Origin of the sequence: Hymenobacter sediminis, from assembly GCF_003231285.1 — a bacterium.
Classification (GTDB): Bacteria; Bacteroidota; Bacteroidia; order Cytophagales; family Hymenobacteraceae; genus Hymenobacter; species Hymenobacter sediminis.
Genome location: NZ_QKNS01000002.1, coordinates 189,224 through 214,116, shown reverse-complemented (window position 1 = coordinate 214,116; position 24,893 = coordinate 189,224). Strand labels below are relative to the sequence as shown.

General features: G+C 59.3%; 19 protein-coding genes and 1 other RNA gene. 7 read left to right on the top strand and 13 right to left on the bottom strand.

Annotated elements, in window-relative coordinates; translation table 11 throughout:
• Positions 1-155 precede the first annotated feature (155 nt).
• From DNI29_RS07485 to ffs, 4 genes are all read right to left on the bottom strand, one after another.
• Complete coding sequence (locus DNI29_RS07485) at positions 156-863, bottom strand: cell division ATP-binding protein FtsE (RefSeq protein ID WP_110977768.1); 708 nt, start codon at positions 861-863, stop codon at positions 156-158.
• Between the two features lie 115 nt (positions 864-978).
• A complete protein-coding gene (locus tag DNI29_RS07480; RefSeq protein WP_110977477.1) occupies positions 979-1,182 on the bottom strand; it encodes a fructose-6-phosphate aldolase in 204 nt (67 codons plus the stop codon).
• A gap of 104 nt (positions 1,183-1,286) precedes the next feature.
• On the bottom strand, positions 1,287-1,943 hold the full coding sequence (gene fsa, locus DNI29_RS07475) for a fructose-6-phosphate aldolase (RefSeq protein WP_110977476.1): 657 nt from the start codon (positions 1,941-1,943) through the stop codon (positions 1,287-1,289).
• Positions 1,944-2,153: 210 nt separating this feature from the next.
• An RNA gene (gene ffs, locus DNI29_RS07470) (signal recognition particle sRNA small type) lies at positions 2,154-2,250 on the bottom strand.
• A gap of 669 nt (positions 2,251-2,919) precedes the next feature.
• Between ffs and guaA the strand changes: the two genes are divergently transcribed.
• The gene (gene guaA, locus DNI29_RS07465) at positions 2,920-4,452 is read left to right on the top strand and encodes a glutamine-hydrolyzing GMP synthase (protein ID WP_110977475.1); all 1,533 of its coding nucleotides are present in this window, start codon (positions 2,920-2,922) and stop codon (positions 4,450-4,452) included.
• A 224-nt stretch (positions 4,453-4,676) separates the two neighbouring features.
• Here the strand turns inward: guaA and DNI29_RS07460 are convergent, their stop codons facing one another.
• Positions 4,677-6,557 carry a DUF4153 domain-containing protein gene (locus DNI29_RS07460; protein ID WP_110977474.1) on the bottom strand — a complete coding sequence of 627 codons (1,881 nt, stop codon included), beginning with the start codon at positions 6,555-6,557 and terminating at the stop codon, positions 4,677-4,679.
• A 67-nt stretch (positions 6,558-6,624) separates the two neighbouring features.
• Positions 6,625-6,945 carry a DUF6686 family protein gene (locus DNI29_RS07455; protein ID WP_110977473.1) on the bottom strand — a complete coding sequence of 107 codons (321 nt, stop codon included), beginning with the start codon at positions 6,943-6,945 and terminating at the stop codon, positions 6,625-6,627.
• A 204-nt stretch (positions 6,946-7,149) separates the two neighbouring features.
• Here DNI29_RS07455 and DNI29_RS07450 point away from each other — a divergent pair, with 204 nt between their 5' ends.
• The gene (locus DNI29_RS07450; protein ID WP_162303544.1) at positions 7,150-10,380 is read left to right on the top strand and encodes an AsmA family protein; all 3,231 of its coding nucleotides are present in this window, start codon (positions 7,150-7,152) and stop codon (positions 10,378-10,380) included.
• Positions 10,381-10,395: 15 nt separating this feature from the next.
• Here DNI29_RS07450 and dgt read toward each other — a convergent pair whose 3' ends face one another.
• From dgt to DNI29_RS07420, 6 genes are all read right to left on the bottom strand, one after another.
• Positions 10,396-11,817: a dGTP triphosphohydrolase gene (gene dgt / locus DNI29_RS07445; RefSeq protein ID WP_110977471.1), complete on the bottom strand. Its 1,422-nt coding sequence runs from the start codon at positions 11,815-11,817 to the stop codon at positions 10,396-10,398.
• A gap of 72 nt (positions 11,818-11,889) precedes the next feature.
• Complete coding sequence (locus DNI29_RS07440) at positions 11,890-12,591, bottom strand: DUF1361 domain-containing protein (RefSeq protein ID WP_238388038.1); 702 nt, start codon at positions 12,589-12,591, stop codon at positions 11,890-11,892.
• A gap of 234 nt (positions 12,592-12,825) precedes the next feature.
• Positions 12,826-14,337: a TolC family protein gene (locus tag DNI29_RS07435; protein WP_110977469.1), complete on the bottom strand. Its 1,512-nt coding sequence runs from the start codon at positions 14,335-14,337 to the stop codon at positions 12,826-12,828.
• On the bottom strand, positions 14,334-15,734 hold the full coding sequence (locus DNI29_RS07430; protein ID WP_110977468.1) for an HlyD family secretion protein: 1,401 nt from the start codon (positions 15,732-15,734) through the stop codon (positions 14,334-14,336). Before DNI29_RS07430 ends, DNI29_RS07435 begins: the two co-directional genes overlap by 4 nt.
• A 42-nt stretch (positions 15,735-15,776) precedes the next feature.
• Positions 15,777-17,504: a peptidase domain-containing ABC transporter gene (locus DNI29_RS07425; protein ID WP_110977467.1), complete on the bottom strand. Its 1,728-nt coding sequence runs from the start codon at positions 17,502-17,504 to the stop codon at positions 15,777-15,779.
• Positions 17,505-17,553: 49 nt separating this feature from the next.
• Positions 17,554-18,240 (bottom strand): TetR/AcrR family transcriptional regulator, encoded by a 687-nt coding sequence (locus tag DNI29_RS07420; RefSeq protein ID WP_110977466.1) that lies wholly within the window; start codon positions 18,238-18,240, stop codon positions 17,554-17,556.
• A 332-nt stretch (positions 18,241-18,572) separates the two neighbouring features.
• Here DNI29_RS07420 and DNI29_RS07415 point away from each other — a divergent pair, with 332 nt between their 5' ends.
• From DNI29_RS07415 to DNI29_RS07395, 5 genes are all read left to right on the top strand, one after another.
• Entirely contained in the window at positions 18,573-20,549 is a 1,977-nt protein-coding gene (locus DNI29_RS07415; protein WP_123823111.1) for an ABC transporter substrate-binding protein, read from the top strand.
• Between the two features lie 92 nt (positions 20,550-20,641).
• Complete coding sequence (hemL, locus tag DNI29_RS07410; protein ID WP_110977464.1) at positions 20,642-21,970, top strand: glutamate-1-semialdehyde 2,1-aminomutase; 1,329 nt, start codon at positions 20,642-20,644, stop codon at positions 21,968-21,970.
• A 225-nt stretch (positions 21,971-22,195) separates the two neighbouring features.
• Positions 22,196-23,065 (top strand): hypothetical protein, encoded by an 870-nt coding sequence (locus DNI29_RS07405; protein ID WP_110977463.1) that lies wholly within the window; start codon positions 22,196-22,198, stop codon positions 23,063-23,065.
• 101 nt (positions 23,066-23,166) lie between these two features.
• Positions 23,167-23,703 carry a dCTP deaminase gene (gene dcd, locus DNI29_RS07400; RefSeq protein ID WP_110977462.1) on the top strand — a complete coding sequence of 179 codons (537 nt, stop codon included), beginning with the start codon at positions 23,167-23,169 and terminating at the stop codon, positions 23,701-23,703.
• A gap of 189 nt (positions 23,704-23,892) precedes the next feature.
• Positions 23,893-24,408, top strand: a complete 516-nt coding sequence (locus DNI29_RS07395; protein ID WP_110977461.1) for a DUF4890 domain-containing protein — start codon at positions 23,893-23,895, stop codon at positions 24,406-24,408.
• Between the two features lie 82 nt (positions 24,409-24,490).
• On the opposite strand, the gene gldC is transcribed toward DNI29_RS07395, so the two are convergent.
• Positions 24,491-24,829 (bottom strand): gliding motility protein GldC, encoded by a 339-nt coding sequence (gene gldC / locus DNI29_RS07390; RefSeq protein ID WP_110977460.1) that lies wholly within the window; start codon positions 24,827-24,829, stop codon positions 24,491-24,493.
• Positions 24,830-24,893 lie beyond the last annotated feature (64 nt).

The window sequence follows — 24,893 nt, the reverse complement described above, 5'->3', positions numbered from 1 at the left end:
CAATGGTTGGCAGCCCGGCAATCAATTTCACACTAAGCTGAATTCGCACTCATGGGCAGAAAGCAAGGAGAATACGTTGCCGCTATGGCGCGCCCTACCCCATTGAGTTTTTGGAAACTCTCCCTCTCCTCGTACCGTGGATGTTCAAAGGCGCACTACAGCGCCAGCTCGAAGGGGGTTACGGCGGAGTCCACCAGCCGGCCCTGCTCGCATTTGAGCACCCGCTGTGGGTACTGCCGGATGATTTGGTAGTTGTGGGTCGCCATCAGCACGGCAGTACCCGCGTTGTTAATCTCCACGAACAGGCGCATAATGCTGTCGGCCACGTCGGGGTCAAGGTTGCCGGTGGGCTCATCGGCCAGCAGCAACAGGGGCTCGTTCAGCAAAGCGCGGGCAATTACCACCCGCTGCTGCTCGCCACCCGAAAGCTGGTGGGGCATTTTGGCGGCAGCATTGGCCAGCCCTACCCGCATCAGCACCTCTGAAATGCGCTGCTGCTTGCGGGCCTTTCCCGACCACCCCGTGGCGTTCAGCACAAACAGCAGGTTATCAGCCACCGAACGATCAAAAAGCAGCTGAAAATCTTGAAAAATGATGCCTAGCTTACGGCGCAGGTAGGGCACCTTGTCGCCGCCCGCGAGCTTGGGCAGCGCGAAACCGGCTACGGTTCCTGATCCGGAAGGCAGCGGCAAATCGGCATAGAGGGTTTTCAGCAGGGAGCTTTTACCCGATCCGGTACGACCTACCAGGTAGGCAAACTCGCCCTTTTCCAGCGTGAACGTGACCTTTTGCAGCACAGTATTCACATCCTGCATAATGTAGGCGTCGTGCAGCTCAATAACGGGGGCGGAAGAGGTGGGCATAAGGACGAAGATACGGGCCAGCTTGGCTTCCGGAAACACTCATTCCGGGCCCGGCGCGGAAGTCTATACGATAAACTTTGCGCCAGGCCCGGAATGAGAGAAAAATCGGAGCCGGTTACACTTCCAGTTTTTGCAGCTTCCCGAACTCCAGCCCCTCAATTACGGCGGCCAGCTCGGTTTCCTTGCCCTCCAGCCCGTAGCGGTGCAAATCCTTCAGGGGGCGGTCGGCGCGGAAGTAGGCAATCAGCACAAAGTGCTCGTCGCGCAGCTGAATGTAGTCCGGAATCTTGGCCTTGCCTTTTACTTTGATGATGTACATGAGAGGAAAGCTTAGATGGAAGAGCTCAGAGCTTAGAACCTAGAAGCTGTAGCACACTTGTTCCGGTTTCTAGGTTCTAAGCTCCACAATCTAACCTCTAATTCTTATCCGTTCACCTTCTTGTGGTCGGCAAGGAAGGTAGCGAGGCCTTTGTCGGTGAGGGGGTGGTTGAGCAGGCCCGTAATTACGTTCAGGGGGCAGGTTACCACGTCGGCGCCCAGCTCAGCGCACTGAATCAGGTGGGGTACGTGGCGCACCGAAGCGGCCAGCACCTGGGTAGGGTAGCCGTAATTGGAGAAGATGTCCACAATCTGCTGAATCAGCTGCAAGCCATCGTGCCCGATATCATCGAGGCGACCTACGAACGGCGACACGTAGGTAGCACCGGCTTTAGCAGCCAGCAGCGCCTGCCCGGCCGAGAAAATCAGGGTGCAGTTGGTTTTGATGCCTTTGTCGGAGAAGTAGCGAATGGCTTTCACGCCGTCGCGGATCATGGGCACTTTCACTACAATGTTGGGGTGCAGCTCTGCCAGAGCTTCGCCCTCACGGATGATGCCCTCATAGTCGGTAGCAATTACCTCGGCCGACACGTCGCCGTCCACGATTTCGCAGATCTGCCGGTAGTGGGCCATCACGGCATCAGTGCCTTTGATGCCTTCTTTGGCCATCAGCGAAGGATTGGTGGTTACACCGTCGAGCACACCGAGCTCCACAGCTTCCTGAATTTCCTTCAGGTTGGCGGTATCAATGAAAAATTTCATGCGGGTAGTTTGGGAACAACAATGCCCCAAAGCTAATCACGGATTAAACGGATTTTCTGGATTGCATGGATTTTATACCGTTTGGCCAACTGGCTACGCTTCACCAGGGCCCATAAACGCAGCAAGAGCCTTCCAGTGGAAGGCTCTTGCTGGTACTGGCAGATAAAGAGGCATCCGTGAAGGCCGGACGATCCGTCTGAATCCGTGATAAAAAAAGCGAGCCAAAATCGCACCGCTCAACCGCCTACCCTTGCTACCTTCCGGTCCTGGGGGAGTTCAGCAGGAGCTGGTCGTTCTGACTCGCCGGTGCAAAGGTAAGCAGCTATTGTGGCAGAAATCACACTTTCAGCAGATATTTTTCTTTTACTGCTGTACTCGCAAGATTATCAGCCTATTCAAATCCTGATAAAGACTAACTATGTCAGCTTTAGGAATCTTATTGGCCTCAAAGAAGGGCTTTCTAAGCCTGGAGCTGGGGCGGTTGGCTGCGTCCCCTACCCCACCCGAAGCCCTGAACCCCAGCTAGGCTGGGCTATTGAACCGGGGCTGGCGCTTGCACAGAGGTGGAAGGCTCTGGCAACATAAGTGCACCTAACAGAGATAAAGCAACGAGGGGAAGAGCGGAGTTCATGAAATGAGACAGGTGTGTTTGCAGTTTTATAACTGCAAAGCTTAAGCCCAAACGGCTGCTTGTAAAGGCTACATTGGCCTATATTGTGACTAGTACTGAAAGCAGAAAACCATGGCATTATGCGAGCATTGTTTAGCTTACTATCTATGAATCAACCGACAGCGTTTTAGCACTGAAGCCAACTTTACGCTACCCTGTGACATTCACTTAGCTAAATGGAAGCCTCTTCCAACAAATCCTATGCATACTCCCCGAGGGCCCTGATTTACTTCACGAATGCATAAGAAAAGGTGCAAATGGGAAATTCCGTGCGGCAGGTCTGAAATCTGCGCCGTACTTTTGCCCATGCCTCAACAGATTCTCATTCTCGATTTTGGGTCGCAGTACACCCAACTCATTGCCCGGCGCATCCGGGAGTTGAATGTTTACTGCGAAATTCACCCTTATACGCACGCCCCGGACCTCACTGAGGACATCCGGGGCGTTGTGCTTTCGGGCTCGCCCTGTTCCGTGCGCGACGCCGATTCGCCCAACCCCGACCTCTCCAAGTACTTGGGGCAGGTGCCCGTGCTGGGCGTCTGCTACGGCGCGCAGCTACTAGCCCACCAGCGAGGTGGTGAGGTGCTGCCGGCTACCATCCGGGAGTACGGCCGCGCCCGCCTCGCCCGCGTCCACCACGACTCCCCCCTGCTGCACGGCGTACCTACTGAGTCGCAGGTATGGATGTCGCACGGCGACACGATTAAGACGCTGCCCGCCGGCTTCGACATCATTGCCAGCACCCCGGAGGTAGCCGTGGCGGCCTACCAGATCCAGGGCCAGCCCACTTACGGCATTCAGTTTCACCCGGAAGTAACGCACTCTTCTGACGGCAAAACCCTGCTCCAGAACTTTGTGGTGAACATCTGCGGGCTGGACCAGAGCTGGACCCCAGAGCACTTTGTGGACAGCATGGTGGAAACCCTGCAGCGCACCATTGGCGAGGAAGACCAGGTGATTCTGGGTTTGTCGGGCGGGGTCGATTCGTCGGTGGCGGCGCTGCTGCTGCACAAGGCCATCGGCAAGCGTCTGCACGGCATCTTCGTCAACAACGGCCTGCTGCGCAAGAACGAGTACGAGGACGTGCTCCACTCCTACAAGGATCTGGGCCTGAATGTACGCGGCGTAGACGCCTCCCAGGAGTTCTACGATGCCCTGGCCGGCCTCACAGACCCCGAGCTGAAGCGCAAAGCCATCGGCCGCACCTTTATTGAGGTGTTCGACCGGGAAGCGCAGAAGGTAGAGGGTGCCCGCTGGCTGGCCCAGGGCACTATCTACCCCGATGTGATTGAATCGGTATCGGTGAAAGGCCCGGCCGTGACCATCAAGAGCCACCACAACGTAGGCGGCCTGCCCGAGAAGATGAACCTGCGGATTGTGGAGCCGCTGCGCGCGTTGTTCAAGGACGAAGTGCGCGAGGTAGGCCACACCCTGGAGCTGCCCGAGAACATTCTGCATCGCCACCCCTTCCCGGGTCCGGGCCTAGGCATCCGTATCCTCGGCGATATTACGCCGGAGAAAGTGGACCTGCTACAGCGCGCCGACGCCATCTTTATCAATGGCCTGAAAGCCCACGGCCTCTACGACAAGGTATGGCAGGCCGGCGTGATGCTGCTGCCCGTGCAAAGCGTGGGCGTGATGGGCGACGAGCGGACCTACGAGCGGGTAGTGGCCCTGCGCGCCGTAACCAGCGTGGATGGCATGACCGCCGACTGGGCCCACCTGCCCTACGAGTTCCTGGCCGAAATCAGCAACAAAATTATCAACCAGGTGCGCGGCATCAACCGCGTGGTGTACGACATCAGCTCCAAGCCGCCAGCAACCATTGAGTGGGAGTAGCGGTGAAATGGTGAGCTTGCTGTTCACCTATCTTAGCGAAGTAGGGTTTCGGCAGCCCGCCTACCCCCTTACCCATTAAAAGGCCCAGTGGGGCGACACAAACCGTTCAACAACGGGTGTCGCCCCACTGGGTCTTTTTCTATTCACACTGATTTACTACCAACTTTCCATCCATACAGGGCGGCCTTCAACCAGCAGAGCAGTGTTTTTACTCGTTCACCAGCTCACTTTTTCACTTCTAATAACGCCTGCCCCTCGAAGCTGTACCAAATGCTGTCCTGGCGTTGGTGGCGGTTCAGGCCGCGTAGTAGTAGCTGTAGATGCAGACTCTGGTTGGTGGCATGCAGGGTAAGAGCCGAGTTGGGCAGGTCAACCCCGACGGTGGGGTTACGGCCGTGGATGCGGACCAGGGAATCGGCGAGGGCGCCGGGCGCGAGGGTGAGTTGGGACTGCCAGCTGCTGTCGGGCCGCAGTTGCTCAAGCTGCAACAGGTAGCCGCGTCGCTGGGTGCGTAACCGGAATGACCCTTCTGGCACGTTTATATCAGCCAACGTATCCTTGTCAGGCTCGCTGTATTGGTATACGTTCAGGTTGTTGAGCAAGTAAAGGCGGTTTCCTAAAGGCAGTACGTCGTGATTTTCGACACCGAATGAGGCCGAAATTTCCTCATCGGCTGCGGTAGCATAGCGGCTGGTGCGCTCTAAGTTGCTGAGTGCGAACAGGCGGTCGGTTTGCCAGTCTGTTTTTCTCCACGGGGTATCTTGCCACAGCGAATCGGGCAGCTGCAGGGAGCCGGCAAACAGGGGCTGCAACTTATCAACTGCCTCCCGCCTGGCGAAAAAAATAAAAATGGACGTCAGCCGCTGCCGCACCACAAAAGGCAATTTCGGTACCCGCTTGCCGGCGCCGTCCAACTTACCATCCTTCAGCAGCTTGTATTGGGCACTGATTTCGCGCAGTTGGTTGAGTTGGCTGCGCTCAGCCACCGCAAACGCGCCCCAGGGCCCGGCCGCTGATAACAAAGCTATTAGGGCCAAGGAAGCCGGAATCCAGATGATGCCTTGGCCTTTGCGCACCAGAAAGTAGGTAGCCATTACCAGCAACCAAGCAGCCAGCACCAGCACGAAATAGCGCTCCTCGGTGATGCCGTAGGCTCGAATGCGGGTGCCGATGGCTACGGCCAGCAACCCCAGCAGCGGAAACAGGGCCAAGTAAAACCAGCGCGCAAACGTCCGGATCCAGGTATTTTCGGCCGCGTTGCGAATGGGATGAATCAGAAGTAAAGCGAAAATGCCGGCTACGGCCAGGGCCAGGACCAGAATCGAAACCCAGCCCTTTGGTAGCTCCCACTGCATCAGAATACGCCCCAGATAAGCGTACAGAATACCTAGGTACAATACCACCAGCGGCAGCAGCACAAACTGCGTGAACACCTTCAGGCCTTTTGGGTAGGTAGCCTCCTGCTCCAGCACGGCAAAATCCTGGGGCACCCCGGCCAGGAAAAACCAGGTATTGAACACTGTGCCCAGCACCGTGAACAGGTAGCCAAACAGACGCTCATCCAGCTCAACGTCAAATAGATTATCAATGGCTACCAACGCCAGCGCACATCCCACGAATAGCACCCCGGAGTACAGCCCCGACATGAGAATGCGCAGGAACAGGGTTTCGTTGTAGCGCCAGAAGCCGGGGGTATCAGCATCGCGGCGCAGCTCCGGGAGGTAAGGCACCACCGCAACCAGCAGGTGCATGGCTACTAGCAGCACAAACAGCCGCAACCCCCACGTCAGATCAGGCTCCGTGGGGAACACGGCGTACCACAGTCCCAGCAGGGCCACTACCCCCACCGCCGCGGCCAACCTCCCCCAGGTCGGCCAGCGGTACCGCTCCGCAGCCAGTGCCACCGCCAAGCTCAAGCTGAGCCCTATTGCGGCCGCCGATAGCACCGGGAATACCCATTCCAACTGAGCTTTCTCCGAGTTGGAAAGGTGAATCAGATAAATACCCACGCCACAGAGCACAAAGGCGCAGAGCAGTGTTAATGGAAAGCGCCGAAGCACGATGGCCGCTTCGGCTAGCAGGCGCTGCAAAGAAGGAAATTTCATGAATCACGCAGAATAGGTGCGCCAAGAAACGGCTTTTCTGTTGAGCTGCCTACCCCCACCGCTAGGCTTAATCATTTGGTTGCAAAAGCGCTTCTACTTCCAGCAACAAGGCCGTATTTTCCAGAATGTCGCGCAGCTGGGTCAGCTCAATCAACGTGAACACCAGTGCCAGTTTGGAAGCCGACGTGCGCAGGGCAATGCACCGGGCCTCGGGGTCGCGGGTGCACAGGCAATGCTGCTGCCAGGCCGCACCCACTACCCCCCGGAACTCCTGAAACTCGGCGCTTGTGGCTGCCATGGCTACATTGCCGAAGCACAGATGCAAATGGCGCGTGCGCGGGCAGCGGGCACAGTACCCAAACTCATTATGATGAAAGAACTGAGCCATAAGAAAGCAGTTGCCTGAATGGTTTACCGTCGCAAGTATAACTATTTAGAATAATTCTAAAATAAGAAGTTCGTTTATTGAATCCGGACAGCTGTTGGTTTTTTAGGGCCGTTTCTTTCAACCTCAGCTTCCCGTTCAGGCGGCCGTGCTACCCGGTTTCTGCGTAGAATGGGCTTCTGCTTCCGTCTTGCCACGCCTGCTTATATGAAACGACCGTCTATCCGCCAGCTACTTATCCTCACGGTGTTGGGGTTGCTGCTGGGGGTAGTAACGGGCGCCTGGCTGCTAGGCACGCAGTGGGGGCAGCGCCAGTTGGAACACATAATTAGGCGCCGGCTACAACAGCACTCCGATTTGGTGGTGGCCCCGTTTACCGTGGAGCTATCGGTATTGCGCAACTTTCCGCATCTAACGGCTTCTGTGCATCACTTGGCCCTTACCGATACTTCCTACGGGCGGGCGGTGCAGGTACTGCGCGTTGGGCGCGCTGATATGCGCGTGGAACTGGGGCAGATCTGGCGCGGGCAGCTCCGGGTTAGCCACCTGACCCTACAGGACGGCGACTTTCAGCAATTCACTGATTCACTGGGTCACGACTGGGGCCTGCGGGGGAAAGGGCCACGCCGCGCTACCCCCCAGGGGCCTCCCAACTTCGACCTGGACTCCTTGGTGCTGATTAATGTGCGCGCCACTGACCGAAATGAGTTGCACCACAGTGGTTTCTCGGCCTACGTGCGCAACGGCCGCCTAACGGTGCGCGCCCGCCGGGGGGTAGGCCACACCAGCGGCCGACTGGATGGGCAGCTGGAATACCTGCGCAGCGGGCGTGGCAACCTGTTTACCCAGGAGCCCATTGTGGCGTTGATGCGCTACCGCTACGATTTCCGCCGACGAGAAGGCACCTTCCTCCGGACCAGGGCTACCCTTAATGGCGACACCGTGTTGGTAACCGGTACGCACCGGGGTGCCGGGCCCGGTGAGTCGCGCGGGACCCGCCTGAACCTACGTTTTCAGGGTACGCAACCCTTGCTAGAGGTGCTGCACGTAGCCTTGCCCCCTGGGCTGCAGCGCTACCTGAAAGGAGCGCGCAGCCCCAGCCGGGCCAGCATCTGGTACACCATCCGGGGTGTGAGCGGGCCAACTACCCGGCCGCGCACGGTGCTGCGGTTTGCCCTGCGCGGGGCCCAAGTGCAGTGGGCCGACTCGGCCCGCCGGATTCAGCGCTGGGATGCGCGCGGCATCTTCGACAACGGCCCCGAGCACTCACCTCGCTCTACCTACCTTGCCTTCAGCCACTGTAAGATCTACTCCAAAGCCGGCCAGCTAGACGCGGCCCTCACCGTGCGCGACTTCACCCAGCCCCACCTGCTGGGCCATGTGCGGGGCCGAACCGAACTGCAAACCCTGGCCGCCGTGGTAGCGCCCCGCCTCTGGAAAGCCCGCCGCGGCGAAGCTGCCCTCGACCTGCGCTTAGATGGTGCGGTGCCCGAAATTCCGGACCGCCAAACCCGCCGCACACTCCGCCCCGATACGCTCCTACCCCTGCTGCGAGCCCAAGGTACCGTGCGGCTGGAACAGGCTTCCTTTACTATTCCGGGCCGGCAGGCTTCCATGACCAACCTCAACGTGCTGGTGCGTTTGCACGACAGCATCTGGGCGCTGGAAAACCTAACGGGGCACCTCAATGGCATGCGGGTACGGGCCAATGCCACTACCACCTATTTGCTGGCCTACTTCAGTGGGCAGCAACCTGTTACTACCATCCGAGGATCGTTTGGGGTTGATGCCCTGGATTTAAGGGAGCTGCGCCGATTACTAGCCGCGCCGGGCGGGCGGGAGCGGCCGGCCAAAGCCCAGCGGCCGGGCTACACGCCCAATCAGCAACTGGCCGCGCAGGTCCTGAATTTTCTACCCCCCGGCCTCCACTTGAACATCCGGCTGCACTGCGGACAACTTGTCGTTGCCTCCGACACCCTGCAGCACCTGGCAGCCACCGTGCGCCACGATGGGCAGCGGGTGCAGCTAACGGATTTACGGGGCCGTATGTGGGGCGGCGACCTGAAAGGGGTCGTCAGCTGGCCGACTGACACGCTGAATCTGCAGCCGGTGGCGGCTCAGCTGGCCGTGCACTTCCGTACCCTGCGCTACCACGAGCTGCTGACCCGCATCACGCGTCCTTCCCGCCGCGACCCTGCTGCCCCCGCTGCGCCAACCCTGCGCGAAGTGCTGCTGGCTGCTAACGGACAAGGGCTTATCACCATCGACCGGCTAGTATTCTCTGACAGCGAACAGTTTACCAACCTGCATCTGCGGATTGATAAAACCGGACCCCGTTTCCTGATTCCGGCCCTCACCTTTTCCATCAGTCATGGGGGTAGCGGGCGGCTCAGCGGCAGCGCCGAGCTACAGGGCAGTCAGCTCACCAACATGAGCGCCGACATCAACTTGCACTACGCTAGCCTGAATGTGCAGCACCTGCTACAGCTACTGACGGGGTTGAGCTCCGGAGCTGCCAAGTCTAAGTCGTCCTCCCCTGCTTCCCGCCCCAACAACCCCCAAGACTCGCCGTTTCTGGATGGCACCGTCACTGGTCGGGTGCGCGTAACGGCCGACCAAATGCAATATGGCAATCTGCGGGGGCAGCAGTTCCGCCTGCTTAGCACCTTGCAGGCCGGCCAGGTGCAGGTAACCGAGTGTAGCCTGCAGGCACTTAATGGCTCGGTACACCTGCGCGGCACCCTGCGCACCGATGCCGACACGGGCCGCTACCCCCTGCACACCCAGGTACGGCTGCGCAATATCCATCTGCCCAAACTATTTGAACTGGCCACCGCCCTGGGGTTTGATGTATTGGGTCCGGACAACATTCGGGGTAGTATGGAGTGCGAGGCCGACGTGCACACGGAGCTAGGGGCCACTTTCTTGCCCCAGCTGGCAAAAACTCAGGCATTCCTGCGCACCGATGTGCAGGCGCTGGAGCTGATTGAAGTGGAAGCGGCCATGCAGGCGCTGAAGATTTTGAGCAAAAAACGCACTGGCCACCTCTATTTTGAGCCCGTGCAGCCTCGCTTTGTTCTGGACGGCAGCCGCCTGCTGATTCCGGGCCTGAGCCTTAGCAGCAACCTAACCGACATGAGCGTTACCGGCGAATACTACCTTACTGGCCGGGCCAATCTGTACGTGGGACTGAGCCCGTTGCAGGCCCTGTTCGGCAACAACGAGAAGCGCATTGCCCGCATTCGGAGCGGCGAGGCTGAGCAGCGCCCGAGCCGCGGGCTGGTGTATCTGAACCTGCGCCGGGAACCGGGCCAGCCTTACAAAGTCCGCCCTTTCCAAAAGCAGGAGCAGCAGCTTCAGCAGCAGGAGCTGATCCGGGAGTATCATCAGCTCCTGCGACGTCAGCCCCTGGATACTACGCTGCATCTGCTGCAATAGCCGAAAGCGCCGCCGTTAAAATCCTTTAGGCAGATCAATCCCCCGAATAGTACGGAACAGGCTGATGGCATTTTGGTCCGTGAGGCCGCCGATATAATCCGTTAGCAAAATAATCTGCTCGTAAGCGGAAGCGCCCTGCTGGTGCCCGATCCCGCGAAATTGCTCAGGTAGCAGCTGCACTACTTTGCGGGAACGAGGGCTTTCCTGAGGGTCGAAGGTTGCGTGCAGGAAGGCATCAAGCAGGCCAGCCATAACCTCGAAGCCCGCCGCCTCAATCTCCAGCACCGGCCGGCTACGGTAGAGGTGCTCCTTGGTGAGCTGATGAATGTGCTGCAGCTGGTCCCAGCAGTCGAGTTGCTGCACCAGGGGCTCATCGGAGCGGCCCCGCAACAAATCGTCGGCGCGGTCGGCGAACAGGCGGGCGGTTTGCTGCACGAGGCGGTTGATGAGGCGGGCGCGCAGGTAGCCCAGCTCCTCGCGCCAGTCGCGCCATTCCAGGGAGCCCCGCCGACCAGGCGCGTCGCCGAGCATTTCGCGCAGCACCCGTAGCCCGGTTTCGCACGGAATCAGCCCCAGCTTCAGCCCATCTTCAAAATCAATGATGCGGTAGCATAAGTCATCAGCGGCTTCTACCAGAAAAGCTAGCGGGTGGCGGTGGTAGAAGCCACCGAGCTGGGTACCGGGCGGCTTGGGCAGCAGCCCCAGCTCGCGGGCTACCTCCTGAAACCGGTCGGCTTCGGTCTGAAAATAGCCGTACTTTTTCTCACTGGTGCCGCGCGTAAGCGTCGCCTCCTCCACAATAGAAGGCCGCGGATACTTGGTGAATGCGCCGAGGGTAGCATATGTCAGGCCCAGCCCGGCCGAGCCGCTGCTGTGGGCTGCATAGGTGTGGGTGAGAGTGCGGAAGCCGGCGGCGTTGCCTTCAAACTGCTGCAAATCGGCGCGCTGAGCGGCATTCAGCACGCGCACGAAGGGCTCGGCGGCTGAGCTGCGGAAGTAAGCCGATATGGCATCTTCGCCGGAGTGCCCGAATGGTGGATTCCCAATATCATGGGCCAGACAGGCGGCCGCCACAATATCGCCAAAGTCGCTGTCGAGGTGAGGTAGCTGCCGGGCCAGATCAGGGGTTTCCTCCAGCAGCAAGCGCCCGCCCAACCGGCCCAGGGAGCGGCCTACACAGGCCGTTTCGAGGGAGTGCGTGAGGCGGGTGTGCACGAAATCGGTTTCCGGCAGGGGCATCACCTGGGTTTTGCGCTGCAACCGCCGAAACGGTGAGCTGAACACCACCCGGTCGTAATCCTGCACGAAGGCCCCGCGCACGGGTGGCGCATCCGTCACGAGGTGAAGCTGGGGTTGCTCGGGGTAGCGGCGGCGGCTAAGAAGCCGCTCCCAGGTCATGGTAGGGGTATCGGGCGAGTCGGGCTGGAGGTGCATCATGAGTGGCCTAAGGTACAAGGCTAGCGTCAATCAGCCGGCTCCTACCCCTCTAAAATCGCGCAACTTGCTCTGCTACCGGCTAAGTGAGTCTCTCTGGTCCTGCTGTTGACCTAATAGCCGTACGGTAGCATAGCCCAGCAGCAGAAATACGCCGTAAAGCAGCGTAACGCCCCAGGTGCCGCGGTGCACTGTCGGGTGCAGAATACGCGAAATAATGTCGTAAAACAGCGTGAGCGGGTTAGTCAGCACGTCCCAGCTGTTGAAACGCAGGTAGCGGCCCAAGTACACCCCAAAGCTGCTCAGCAGCAGGGCCACGGTAGCAAACGCCCAGCTAGCCCACCAGCCCAGACGGCGCGCAACCAGCAATTGCATATCGGTGAGGGAAGCGTAGGCCAGCATCAACCCATTCCAGGCGCAGCTCAGAATCAGGGCCAGATCATACCAGTAAGGCACGCCTGGGCGGGGTTCCAGATGAAACAGGTCGGTGAGGATGTAGGGGGCGTTGGGAAAGAATAACAGCCACACCGCCCCTACCGGCAGCAGAACCCGGGCTTTCAGCCGGCCGGCCGTAAGGCCCAGCATGGTGCTCAGCCCAAACGGAATCAGGGCCAAAAACAGGTTCCAGAGCAGAAAAACAAAGGTTATCTTATGCGTCAGGAACACCCGGAAGGTGATGAGCACGACACTCAGCGCTAGGGAGGCACCCAGCACCAGAATCAGGCTGAGGCGCTGGCGCAGCTGAGGAAAGGACAAAGTGGCTACTGACATCGACATGCTACCAAGTTCAGAATTTTTAACCGGGGATAGTAACGGAAGGTTGCGGCCACTCATTGCCTTGCCCTCCGGAAACAGTTACCAGGAACGCTCTGACAGGTAGCAAAAACCGTCATTCCGAGCTGGCTGAGGAATCTCGCGTGCTGATGTTGTAATGGTAATCAGACATCAGCACGCGAGATTCCTCGACCAACTCGGAATGACGGCTTGGAAATTAGGTAGCCAACCTCTCTCCTACTCCTGCACGCCCCCAGCCGCCCAGCGCAGGGTAGCCTGGGTTTGAGCGTACTTGGATTGCAACTCGGCCAGCTTTACCCGCGCCGATACCAGACTAGCTTCGCGGGAGTTGATCAGGAACACCGAGCTTTCTCCGTTTTCAAAGCGGATTTGCTCTCCGTTGCGCAATATTTCCGCGTTGCGTACTACCCGCTCCTGCAGGCTCAACTGCTCGCGCAAGGCCTCCCAGTCGTTGGCTACACTGCGCACGGTAGTTTGTACTTCACGGGAATCTTGCTGTAGGTCGAGCTCTGCTTCGCGCGCCTTCAGGCGGTTGAGCTGAAGCTTGGCCCGCTCCTGGCGCAGCAGCAAGGGGTAGGCAAAGCTTACGCCCAGCTTGTAGTTGTTTTCGAGGTAGCTACCGCTCAAGCTGGCGGCCTTCTCCGGGTTGAAGGGCTGGCCGGCTTGCAGCAGGTTGTAATCGAGGGTGAGCTTGGGCAGAAGCTTGTTGGCCAACAGTCGGCGCTCCACGCTCAGCTGGCTGATTTTGGCGCGACTTTTCTGCAAATCCGGGTGAATCTGTTGTGCCTGCTGGGCCAGGATAGCCACCGAGTCGGGGGGTAGAGCGCGCCAGTCGGTGGGGCCGGGCAAGGGTTGGGGCACGGCGGCCGGCGGCAGATCAAGCGGCTGCTGCTGCTCAGACCAGAGGTAGTTGCTCAGCAGCAGGGTAGCGTTGCGAAACTGCACCCGCGCCTGGCTAAGCGTAGCTTGGCGGTTCTGCACTTCTGTAAGAGCCTCCACCGAGTCGATGGCGGCCAGGTCGCCGAGCAGCACCCGCTGCCGGATAGCCTGCAAACGCACACTAGCCAGGCCCGTATTGCGGTCCAGCAGCTGCAGACGCTGGTAGTTCAAGCTCCACTCCCAATAGTCTTTGGCAGCTTGCAGCAGCAGCTTGTTCAGGGCGCTACGTCGTTCGGCTTCGGCTAGTCCCTGCAGGGCCTGGGCCTGGCGCACGGCGGCCCGGCGTTCATCAATCAGCAGCCCCTGCGCCAGCGGCACCGACAGCCCGATGTAGCTCAGGCCGGCCGGAGAGGTGTAGTTTTCGGGATTGACGTAAGTACCTACCCCCCGCTCGAAGCCGGCTTTCACATCAAGGCCATACCACACCGGAATCCGGAGTTGGGTGTCCCAGTCATGAAAATACTCCTTGCCCTTGAAGGTTTTGCCGTAGTACTTGCTAGTGGCGGCGGGGTCAAAAAGGCCTCGGGCGTAGCGTACTTCCTGCAGGGCCCGCTCGGGCAGCAGCCCGGCCTGTCGGGCTACGGGGTGGCGCAGGGCCACGTAGTTCAGCAGGTCGGCCAGGGTGAACACCTGCCCTGAATCGGGGCGGGCGGTGGGCTGGGCCTGCAGGGGAGCGGCTGCAGCCAGCCACAGCAGCAGGAGCAGCAAGCCCCTACCCCTCCGAATCGGCCCAAAGCTAAGCTGCCTACCCCCATAGAGGCTGGCAACCCGTGTTAGCAGATGCTTCATTTCGCTTCCTCCTCTCCGCCGCTGTCGGCACCTTTGTCGGCTTTTTTGGTGTCTTTTCCGCCCTTGCCGCCATCAGTGGGCAACCCTACAAAGTTGGGCGGGAAGCCGTTGAGCTGACGCCAGAGCTCATACCAAATGGGTACATCGTCCAGCAGAGCCCAGCCGTACACGCCCGAGCCTACCCGCAGGGGTTTGGGCCAGGGTTCCAGCTCGGGGTCGGGGGTAACCAGAATGCGGTATTGCCCCTGAGAGTCAATATTATCGATGACGGCTACGCGGCCCCCAAACGTACCGAAGCTAGTGCCGGGCCAGCCGCTGAACACCAGGGCGGGCCAGCCGTCAAACTGCAGGCGCACCTTGCGGCCCACGCTCAGCAGCGGAATGTCCATGGGCTTCACGTACAGCTCGGCAGCCAGGGCCGGCGTGTTGGGCATTACCGTTACCACGGCCTCACCTTCTTTCACAATTTCGCCCAGACCTTCTTTCAAGGCCCGTACTACATAGCCATCCTGGGGGGCTGTGATGTGGTAGTAGCCCGAGCGGATGCTGAGGTTGGCCAGCTCGTTGCGCAGCTTGGAAATCTGCCCCTCGGAGTCGAACTGGTATGCTACGGCGGAGCGGCGGTCCGACTCCGACTTGGCCAGCTTGTCCTGGTACTCGGCCTGCAGCGAGGACAGCTCCAGTTGGGCATTCACTAGCTCCTGGCGGGAGGCACCCAGCTTATTTTCTACGGCTTGGCGCTTAGCGGTGCTTTCCTGAAACTTCAGGCGGCGCTGCTCCAGCTCCGTGAGGCTCTTGAGACCCTGCTGGTACAGAGCTTCCTGGCGGGCAAGCTGCTGGCGGGCAATGTCGAAGTCGTTGTTGGCGGCGCGCAGCTCGGCCTCGTCGCTGTTTACCTTTAGCCGGGTCTGGGTCACTTTGTTGCGGGCCTTATCAAGGCTCACGCTCAGGCCCTGGCGCAGGGCCTCCTGCTGAGAGCCCAGAGCTACGGTTTTGCCCCGGTTTTCCTCCAGGGCCGCAATTTTGGCTTGCAACTGCTCGCGGGTGCGCTGCAGCAGCTCAGGGTCAAAATACTTTTCCTTGATTTCGGCAATTTCAACCAGCGTATCGCCCTTTTTCACCTGCTGGCCCTCGCGCACCCGCCACTGCTGAATGCGGCCCGCAATGGTGCTGGGTACGGTTTGGGGACGGTCTTGGGGGCGCAGGGTAGTAAGGCGGCCCGTGGAGCGAATGTTCTGGGTCCAGGGCAGGAAGCCGGCCAGAAAAATCAGCACGAACAAGCCCCCCAGCCAGCGGGCCAAAGTACGGCCGGTGCTGGGCGTCTGGACGTGCTTAAACGAGCGAAATTCTGCCGTGTGAGGGTTGGTTTCTTCGAGCGGGTGTTCAGCAAAAGGCATAGCAAATGGTGCTGAGAAGTCAGGGGGAGTGAGAGGCGGCGCTTAAATCAGCTCCTGCAGATCGGACTGTTGCGAAAGGGTAGCAAACGGGCCCTCGGCTACCAGGCGGCCTTCGCGCAGCACGGCCAGGCGGGGGCACAGTTCCAGGGCCCGCACATCGTTGGAGGCTACTACCACCGTCCAGGGGTGCACCGGGTCGAGGAGGCGGGTTAGGATGCGTAGCCGCTCGGCCGGCTCCACACCAGGCAGAAAGGTGTCGAGCAGCAGCAGGCGGGGGCGGCGCACCAGGGCGCGAGCCAGCAGCAGCTTCTGCCGCACACTATCAGAAAGCGGCGTGCCAATGCCGATGCGCGAGTTCAGGCCCTGAGAACGGGTGTAAAGGTTGTCGCGCAGGCCTACCAGCTCCAGGGCCCAAGCCACATCCTCGGGGCTGATGCTGGCCTGGTCGAGGGTCACGTTCTGCAGCAGAGTGCCCTCAAATAGATGCTGATGGGAGATATTGTCGCCGACGTGCAGGCCCATAGCCTCACTGGATATGTCTTGCAGGGGTAGGCCGTCGTAGGCCACTACCCCCGTGTAGTCGTCGAGCAAGCCGGCCATAATGCGCAGCAAGGTGGTTTTGCCCGAGCCATCGAAGCCCGCCAGGCCCAGGTGCTGCCCTGGCTCTAGGGTCAGAGTTACGTCGTGCACAGGTTGCTTGGTGCTGCCAGGGTAGCTGTAAGACAGGCGGCGGACCTCCACGCGCAAGCCCGCGCGGGTATCGGACAAGGGCAGTGCTACCCCCTGGCGAGCGGGCAGCACGGGTAGGTCCAGTACGTGTCCGATTTTATCGAGCGAGGTCAAGGCATCGTACACCACATCCAGCTTCAGCAGCACTTTCTCGACGGCCGAAATCGTCAGAATAATCACGATTTCAGCGGCCACAAATTGGCCGATATTGATTTGCTTGCTGATCAGCAGCCAGCAGCCCAGAATCAGTAGGGCCGCCGTAATAAGGGTTTTGAAGGCCACAAAGCCCCAGAACTGGGTCACCAGCACCCGGAAGTGGCTTTGGCGGGCCGTCAGGTAGCCTTCCACCAGATTATCCGTGCGATTAATTGCCATTTGCTGGCGCGGGGCATGCCGGAAGGTTTGTACTGTGCGGGCCACGTCTTCCAGCCAGGCCACTACCCGGTACTTGTACTTCGACTCCTCCAGGCTGGACTCCAGGCCGTTGGGGCCGGTGAAGCGCACCATCAGGGCCAGCATAAAAATCAGCAGCAGCCCGAAGGCAATAAAGATGTAGTGATACAGGGAAAGCAGAATCAGGCCAAACAGAATTTGAATGGCTGCGGCCGTAAACTCTACCAGCAGCGTTGAGAGGCCCTTTTGCAGGGTAGGTGTATCGAGCAGGCGGTTAACCAACTCGGGCAAATACTGGCCGTTCAGCGACTCAGTACGAACCCGGGGCAGGCGCACGGCAAAATCGAAGCTGATGCGGGCAAACAGGCGCTGCTGAATGTACTCTACCAGATGGAGCTGCATTACCTGCAGGGCACCTACCAAGAAGGTACCAAACACAATAAAGCCAATGAGCACCACCAACGAGGTACTCACGTCGCCGCTGCTCACAAAGCCAATTACTGACTGCACGCCCAGCGGCAGGGTGAGGCTGATGAGGCCCGCCAGGGCCGCGTACACGTAGAGGTAAACAATATCGCGGCGCTCGGCAGACACCAGGCGCAGCAGGCGCTGGCCCGGCGTAAGCGTAGATTCAGAATGATCGGCCATGAATGCAAAAGGGTTGAGGTGCAAGGAGGAGGTAGGAACCGAAGCGGGGTTAGGCGGACTCCGGGGGGTGCAGCGCCCCGAACAGCAAGCCTTCCAGGAAACGGTAGATGCGCTGCTCGGTAGCGTCGGCGGAGGTATCGGTCAGGGAGGGTAAGTGCCGGGCAAAAAAGAGCTGTTTCTGAGCGGCTTCCACCACGGTACTGATCAGGGCGTGAGGGTAGGCGTAGGCGGGGCTCAGTTCCTGCACCACACCCGCTATATCGGCCACCAGGTATTTGTACTCCCGAAACAGCCCGGCCTGGTTATCCTCATCTACTTCGTGGGTGAGGTAGGCCTTCGAGGACTCCCGGACCACAATGCGGTACAGGGCGGCCTCGTCCAGCTCGGTGGTAGTGGGGTCGTCGCGGTGGGCGCGGGTCAGAATCCCCAGAATCAGACGCAGGCGCAGGGCTGCGGCAGGTACGTTGTGGGTGTGAAACCGGATTTGAAACCGCAGCCACGCCCAGTACCACGACACCAGGTAGCCCAGCAGCCGATACTTGTTTTCGAAGTATCGGTACAAGGAGGCCTCCGTGGACTGCATGCGTTGGGCCAACTTGCGGAACGTGAAATGCTCCAGCCCGATTTCATCAATCAGCCGGACGCTTTCCGCTATCATCCGACGCCCCAGCTCGGTTTCCTGGGGGTCGCGCAGGTACAGTTTGCAGTTTACTTCTATGCGCAACGAAGCACTCATACGGGTAGGCTGTTAGCCAGAAGGGAAGCTACTATTGTGGTTGATAGTATTACTTTCATGTGAGGGCAACAATCAGCCACCCGGGAACAGTTGAGCCCCGTTTTGCTGATGTCGGATTCTACACTGCAAAGGTACTTCGCGCTACTACTGCTGAACTTAAGACCAAATTAAATGGAGCTTAAGTTTCGATTAAAAATGAGCTGAGCGCCTGCTTTTCCCGCCTTCCGGCCCCTGGCACATCTTCCCCGGCGTATCTGCGTACCTTTGCCGGGCGAGTCGCAGGGTTGCGGCGTCGTGGTTCCTCCCGCCTATCTGATTTGGCTCCTCGGTCTATGAGGTCTTCTTCCTTCCTGCTTGCTGCCGTGTTCTATGGTGGCGTTGTGCTGTCGGCTCCTGCATGGGCCCAACAAACTCCGGCCAAAAAACCGGCCCCTACCCCTGCTGCTACCAGCAAACCGGCTGCTCCGGCTACTACCAAACCAGCTACTTCTGGTGCCACCAAGCCAGGCACACCAGTCACTACCAAACCATCCACCGGCACTGCCGCTAAACCAGCTGCTCCGGCCGCCGGCAAGCCTGCTACTCCAGCGGCAAAATCTCCTACCCCCACCACCGCCTCCAAGCCGGCTGCCACGGCCGCACCCAAGCCCACGGGTCCGCCCCTGCCAGCCAATATGGGTTCTTCGGACCCGGCCACGCGCTACAAAAACGGCAAAACTCTGCTCGACCAAACCCGCTACGACCTGGCCATGCAGGAGCTGCAGCCCATTACGGCACCGGGCAGCAAGTTTCAGCGGGCTCCGGAAGCGGCCTACCTCTACGCCGTAGCCGCCACCCGGGCCCGGAAGTGGGCCGAAGCCGAGCAGATGCTCAACCTGCTGCGCACTGAGTACTCGCAGTGGCCAAACCTGCCCGAGGCGCTTTTCCTGCAAGGGCAGGTATCCTTTGAGCAAAACGACTTTGATAATGCCCTGCGCGTGCTGGGGCAGTTGCCGCCTAATCGCCTGGCCACGGAGCGCGAAAACATGAAGGCTACCTACCTGCCGCGCGTCAAGGATAAGGCTACCTTCCAAAATCTGCTCAAGTCTTACCCACAGGATGCCGTGCTGGCGCGCACGTATGCCGATAAGCTGGCCAATGGTGGCTGGTACACCGACGCCGACAAGCCACAGCTCGACGGGCTGATTGCCCAGTTCTCCCTCGACCGCACCCGCTACACCCCTCGGCCGCGGGCTCTCAAAAAGAGCACCTATAATATTGGAGTGCTTCTGCCCTTTGAGTTTGATGATACCAGTTGGGAAACCCGCCGCAAAAACCAGTTCGTGACGGACCTGTACGCGGGCATGCGCTTGGCCCAGGACTCCTTGCAGCGCGAGGGACGCTCTGTGCAGCTATTTGCCTATGATACCGGCGCCGATACCTTGCAGCTTAAGCAGGTGCTGGCCCTGCCGGAACTGGCTGGCATGGACATGATTATTGGGCCGGTGTACAAATCGGGCAGCAAGATTCTGGCCCGCTACGCCCAACAGAAACAGATTGTGGTAGTCAATCCTCTCTCCCAGGATGGCGACCTAGTGCTGGATAACCCCTGGCACTATCTCTTTGAGCCCAGCACGGCAACCCAGGCCCGGCAGGCGGCCCAGTTTGCTTTCACCCGCCTAGGTGGCCCCCGCACGGCCGTGGTGCTCTACGAAGACACCAAGGACGAGGCCGCCTTCGGGCAGGCATACAAGCAGGCGTACGAGGCGCTGGGGGGCCAAGTGCTGCAGCTTCGTCGCATCAACTCCGATGTGGAAGAGTCCTTAGCAGCGGGCTTCGCCGGAGTTGATTTGAAAACAATTGGCCATCTGGTGGTTGCCTCTGATGGCAAGAAAGCCGGCCCCTACACTCTTGCCGCCCTGAAAGCTCAGGATGCCCGTACTCCGCTTATTACCAACGCCTCTTGGCTGGAAAACAACCGTATCAGCCTGGGCCAGCTGGATGCCCGTGACGTGTACTTCGTGCACCCCAAGTTCGTGGACCGCACCAGCTTTGGCACCCGCCGGGTGCGGCAGCTTTACACCCAGCGCCAGAACCTGCCGCCCTCGGTGTTTGCGTATTCCGGCTTCGAGATGCTGTATTACTTCGCCAATCAACTCCATCAGTATGGGCCCGCCTTTCAGCAACAGCTAGCAAACGGTGGCCCGGTTTCCGGCGCTGTGTTCCAGGGCATTGGCTACCCCGGTGGCAGCCATGACAACCAATACGTGCCCCTCACCAAATTAGAGCGCCTGGAAGTGGAAGTACTGAACCCAGTCGGCCTCCGGTAGGTTAGTTTAAGAATAAGTAGTGGGTAGTGCGTAGTGAGATGCCCGCCACTTTGCTGTTTGATCTTCGCTTTCACTACCGTTTGCTTTTTTCTATGTCTTCGAATTCCACTACCACCTCTCCCGATCTGACCCTGACCACCAGCGACACCCTGTTTACCCGGGCTAAAAACCATATTCCGGGTGGGGTAAACTCGCCGGTACGGGCTTTCCGGGCGGTGGGCGGCCATCCCGTATTCATGCAGTCGGCTAAAGGCGCTTGGCTAACCGACGTGGATGGCAACCGCTACCTCGATTTCATTAACTCCTGGGGCCCGATGATTCTGGGCCACGCCCCCCAGTTGGTGCTCGACGCCGTGCAGCAGGCCGTGCAAGGCTCTTTGTCGTTTGGGGCCCCCACGCGCCGCGAGGTGGAAATGGCCGAGCTCATCAAGCAGATGGTGCCCAGCATCGAGAAAGTACGCTTGGTAAACTCCGGCACGGAGGCCACGATGTCGGCCATTCGGGTAGCGCGGGGCTTCACCGGCCGCGACAAAATCATCAAGTTTGAAGGCTGCTACCACGGCCACGGCGACTCTTTCCTGATTGCGGCCGGTTCCGGTGCCCTTACCCTCGGCGCGCCCGATTCGCCGGGTGTTACTCAGGGCGTAGCTCAGGATACGCTCACGGTACCCTACAATGACTTGGCAGCTGTTGAGGCAGTTATTGCGGCCAACGAAGGCCAGGTAGCGGCCCTGATTCTGGAACCGGTGGTGGGCAACATGGGCCTGGTAGCCCCCCAGCCGGGCTACCTCCAGGGCTTGCGCGAGCTGTGCACCCGCCACGGCATCGTACTTATTTTCGATGAAGTGATGACCGGCTTCCGGCTGGCGCGTGGTGGGGCCCAAGAGCTCTACGGCATCACCCCGGATCTGACCACCCTGGGCAAAATCATTGGTGGCGGCATGCCGGTGGGCGCTTACGGTGGCCGCCAGGATATTATGGACAATGTAGCTCCCGCGGGCAAAGTGTATCAGGCAGGCACGCTTTCAGGCAACCCCATTGCTACGGCCGCTGGCATCGCTCAACTTTCCTACCTCAATGAGCACCCTGAACTCTACGACGAGCTCAACCGCATTACCACCCGCATTGCCGACGGCACTCGCCAAATTTGCCAGGAGCTAGGCCTGAACTACACCGTGAATCAGGTGGGCTCCATGTTCAGCGTATTCTTCACCAGCCAGCCCGTTACCGATCTGGAGTCAGCCAAAACCTCCGATACCGAAGCCTTTGGCCGCTACTTCCGGGCTATGCTGCACCGCGGCATTTACTTGGCACCTGCTCAGTACGAAGCCCTGTTCGTGAGCACGGCCATCACCGACGACTTGGTGGACCACTACCTCACCGCCTGCCGCGAATCTATGCGGGAAGCCCACGGTCTGTAAGTAAGGCGCGGTAAGAATGCCGCCCTCTTTCCTGACCGATTCCCTACCCCCTTGAAGCACGACAAGCCCTTACTTCCAGCACGGAGGTAGGGGCTTGTTAAGTTATCAGGGGTAGGAAATAAGTACTTGTAGCCTGAGATGACGCAGATTTTTAACCATTCCCGGTACTTCCTTCCGCAGCACATCAGCAAATTCCCGACCTTTGCCGGAAATCCTCTTTGCCTTATGCCCCGATTTCGTCAGTTGCTGCTGCTGTTTCTACTGCTGTGGCTTGCCGCGCCGGCTGTGGTGCTGGCACAGGCCGAAACGCCCGCGGCGGCTAATAAGCGCCTCTTCGACCGCACGGTGGATGAGCTGAACTTCCGGACAATGGAAACCGTGTACGATAAGTCCTTCGCCCGGGGCAAATATCCGGTTTCTCTGCGCACCGCGAAAGCCCGTAAGGAGTTCGACAACTTCCCGGGCCGCGACGACCTCAAAAAGCTTTTTCAGAACTACAATGGCGTTTCCGACCGGTTCAAAGGCCGGTTTGGCAAGGGCCGTACGGATCTGAGAGAGTTTGAGAAGCAGCTGAACTCCATTCTGGTTGACCGTAACTTCGAGTTCTTTATCCGGGTACTGCCCCGCGATGAACGGGTGGCACTTATCCGTAGCCTGCAACGGGCCATCAAACAGGGCGCGGCTCAGTTCAACGCCTCTCAGGACCCCGCTCCCGAAGAGCTGGCCGCCGATGGCGCCGCCGTGCCGCCCGCCGACATTGACCCTGCCGCCGCTTCTTCCGCCAATACTACCCCCGATGTGGTAGCCGCCGAAGACCCTCAGCCCGAGCCTGAGGTGGCACTGGCCTCGCCGGCTATGGGGTACGCGGGCCCTCGCTCCCTCGACACGGCCCCGCGCCACGACTGGATGGACTACCTGAATCTGTTGCTCTCGGGTAGCTCCCTGCTGCTGCTGCTGTATCTGGTTACCAGCGTCTTGCCCGACCTGCGCAGCCGCCTCGATGCTCTTGCTGAGGACCAGGACCAACCCACGCCCCGCACCCGCACCCGTCGCCCGGCCCCTCTCCCCGAGGACCGCTACGACGATGAAGAATAGTAACCTTTTGGAGTGAGTAGTTCGGTTTGCTTGTCTGTTACTGGCTTTTTCAGCTCTGACAGTTACCTCCCTACCCCACTCTGCGCTTCATACCCTTTTACATGATCCTCACCGACCAGCAGATTCTCGCCGAAATTGAGCGGGGCAACATTGTTATTGAGCCCTACGACCGGAGCTGCCTCGGCACCAACTCCTACGATGTGCACCTGGGCCGCTACCTGGCTACCTACCGCGACGCCGTGCTGGACGCCCGCAAGCACAACGAAATCGACGTTTTTGAAATCCCCGAGGAAGGCTTTGTGTTGCAGCCCGGCACTCTGTACCTAGGTGTAACCGAAGAGTACACTGAAAGCCACGCTCACGTGCCGTTTCTGGAAGGCAAAAGCAGTGTAGGCCGCCTCGGCATTGATATTCACGCTACCGCTGGCAAAGGCGATATTGGCTTCTGCAACACCTGGACCCTGGAAATCAGCGTTTCCATGCCCGTGCGGGTGTACCACCTAATGCCCGTGGGTCAGCTGATTTACTTCGCTGTGCAAGGCGACGTAGAAACCTTCTATAACCGCAAAGCCAACGCCAAATACAACGACCGCACGGTAAAGCCGGTGGAGTCGATGATGTGGAAAAACAAGTTCTAGAAATCCGCGTCCGGCCCGCTGGATTGCTGCCTAAAGCCAGGGTAGCAACCCGGCGGGCCGGACGCTTTTTTCGGGCCGATTAAACTACCTGGCATAGTTTTTCGTTAAGAACAGACATCTGGTGGGTTTCGCAGTAGTAGGAATCCGCTGGTTTTCTGTGACTTCGACCTGTCTTAAGCATCCTTTCCGATGAAAAAGAAACTTGCCGCTGCGGCTGCCTTATTCGTTGCTTCGCTTGGGGCGCATGCCCAGCAGAAGCCTGCTCAGGCCCCGCAGAAAAAACCCACCCAAACTGCTGCCCGCCTCAACCCAGTGCAGGCTCACGCCCGTAAGCTCTCGGATCAAATGGCCCGCGACCTTCGCCTGAATGGCTACCAGAAAAACCGCCTGCAAGCCATTAACGAGGATAAGCAAGCCAAAATCGTGGCCATCAACCAGAAAAACGTCGGCAATGATAAGCTGATCAAGCAGCAATGCGACGCCGTGTGCAAGGAGCGCGACAAAGAGCTGCAAGCCGTACTCAGCACCGATCAGTACACCGACTATTACGGCTCGCGGCCTACGTACAACGCCTTCAGCATGAACTATAACAAAGCGGCTGACGCCATCTTTGTAAACTCCGTGCAGAATCCGCTACCGGCCAGCAGCAACGGTACTACTATCGGGCCGGCTCGTTCCGCGGCCCCTACCCCCGGAACCAAGTAGTAACCTCCCCCGAAAGCCAAGTTTATAAAAAAGCCGCGCCCGAATTTCGGGCGCGGCTTTTTTGTGAGCGGAGCGACAAGAATTAGCGCTGTTTGCGCTCTTCTTCTTCAATGTGGTCCATTAGCTGTCGGCACAGGTCGCGCATTTTGGTAGCCATTACGGAGTCGTTGGTGGCGGTTACAATGCTTTCGGCCATGGCGCCCATGGTGTCCACGTAGAAGCGCTTCATTTCATCAACGGGCATTTCCTTGGTCCAGAGGTCAATTTTCATGGTGCCGCGCTCATCCCGGTCCCAAAGGGCAATGTTAATAGCCTTGGCAAAGTGGATATCGGGACCCGCATCGGTAGCCGACCAGCTGATGGCCTCGGGTACCTTCTGATCGTCGAGGGCAATGCTGAAGCGGATTTCAGATTTTTTCATGCTGCGAAAAATTAAAAAAGAACGTCATGCTGCGCGAGTTTTAAGGCTTCGCACAGCATGACGA

Bases quoted from the DNA above. Each gene is read 5' to 3' on its own strand.
- DNI29_RS07485 (WP_110977768.1), bottom strand. From the start codon at position 863: ATGCCCACCTCTTCCGCCCCCGTTATTGAGCTGCACGACGCCTACATT.
- DNI29_RS07480 (WP_110977477.1), bottom strand. From the start codon at position 1,182: ATGTACATCATCAAAGTAAAAGGCAAGGCCAAGATTCCGGACTACATT.
- fsa (WP_110977476.1), bottom strand. From the start codon at position 1,943: ATGAAATTTTTCATTGATACCGCCAACCTGAAGGAAATTCAGGAAGCT.
- guaA (WP_110977475.1), top strand. From the start codon at position 2,920: ATGCCTCAACAGATTCTCATTCTCGATTTTGGGTCGCAGTACACCCAA.
- DNI29_RS07460 (WP_110977474.1), bottom strand. From the start codon at position 6,557: ATGAAATTTCCTTCTTTGCAGCGCCTGCTAGCCGAAGCGGCCATCGTG.
- DNI29_RS07455 (WP_110977473.1), bottom strand. From the start codon at position 6,945: ATGGCTCAGTTCTTTCATCATAATGAGTTTGGGTACTGTGCCCGCTGC.
- DNI29_RS07450 (WP_162303544.1), top strand. From the start codon at position 7,150: ATGAAACGACCGTCTATCCGCCAGCTACTTATCCTCACGGTGTTGGGG.
- dgt (WP_110977471.1), bottom strand. From the start codon at position 11,817: ATGATGCACCTCCAGCCCGACTCGCCCGATACCCCTACCATGACCTGG.
- DNI29_RS07440 (WP_238388038.1), bottom strand. From the start codon at position 12,591: ATGTCGATGTCAGTAGCCACTTTGTCCTTTCCTCAGCTGCGCCAGCGC.
- DNI29_RS07435 (WP_110977469.1), bottom strand. From the start codon at position 14,337: ATGAAGCATCTGCTAACACGGGTTGCCAGCCTCTATGGGGGTAGGCAG.
- DNI29_RS07430 (WP_110977468.1), bottom strand. From the start codon at position 15,734: ATGCCTTTTGCTGAACACCCGCTCGAAGAAACCAACCCTCACACGGCA.
- DNI29_RS07425 (WP_110977467.1), bottom strand. From the start codon at position 17,504: ATGGCCGATCATTCTGAATCTACGCTTACGCCGGGCCAGCGCCTGCTG.
- DNI29_RS07420 (WP_110977466.1), bottom strand. From the start codon at position 18,240: ATGAGTGCTTCGTTGCGCATAGAAGTAAACTGCAAACTGTACCTGCGC.
- DNI29_RS07415 (WP_123823111.1), top strand. From the start codon at position 18,573: ATGAGGTCTTCTTCCTTCCTGCTTGCTGCCGTGTTCTATGGTGGCGTT.
- hemL (WP_110977464.1), top strand. From the start codon at position 20,642: ATGTCTTCGAATTCCACTACCACCTCTCCCGATCTGACCCTGACCACC.
- DNI29_RS07405 (WP_110977463.1), top strand. From the start codon at position 22,196: ATGCCCCGATTTCGTCAGTTGCTGCTGCTGTTTCTACTGCTGTGGCTT.
- dcd (WP_110977462.1), top strand. From the start codon at position 23,167: ATGATCCTCACCGACCAGCAGATTCTCGCCGAAATTGAGCGGGGCAAC.
- DNI29_RS07395 (WP_110977461.1), top strand. From the start codon at position 23,893: ATGAAAAAGAAACTTGCCGCTGCGGCTGCCTTATTCGTTGCTTCGCTT.
- gldC (WP_110977460.1), bottom strand. From the start codon at position 24,829: ATGAAAAAATCTGAAATCCGCTTCAGCATTGCCCTCGACGATCAGAAG.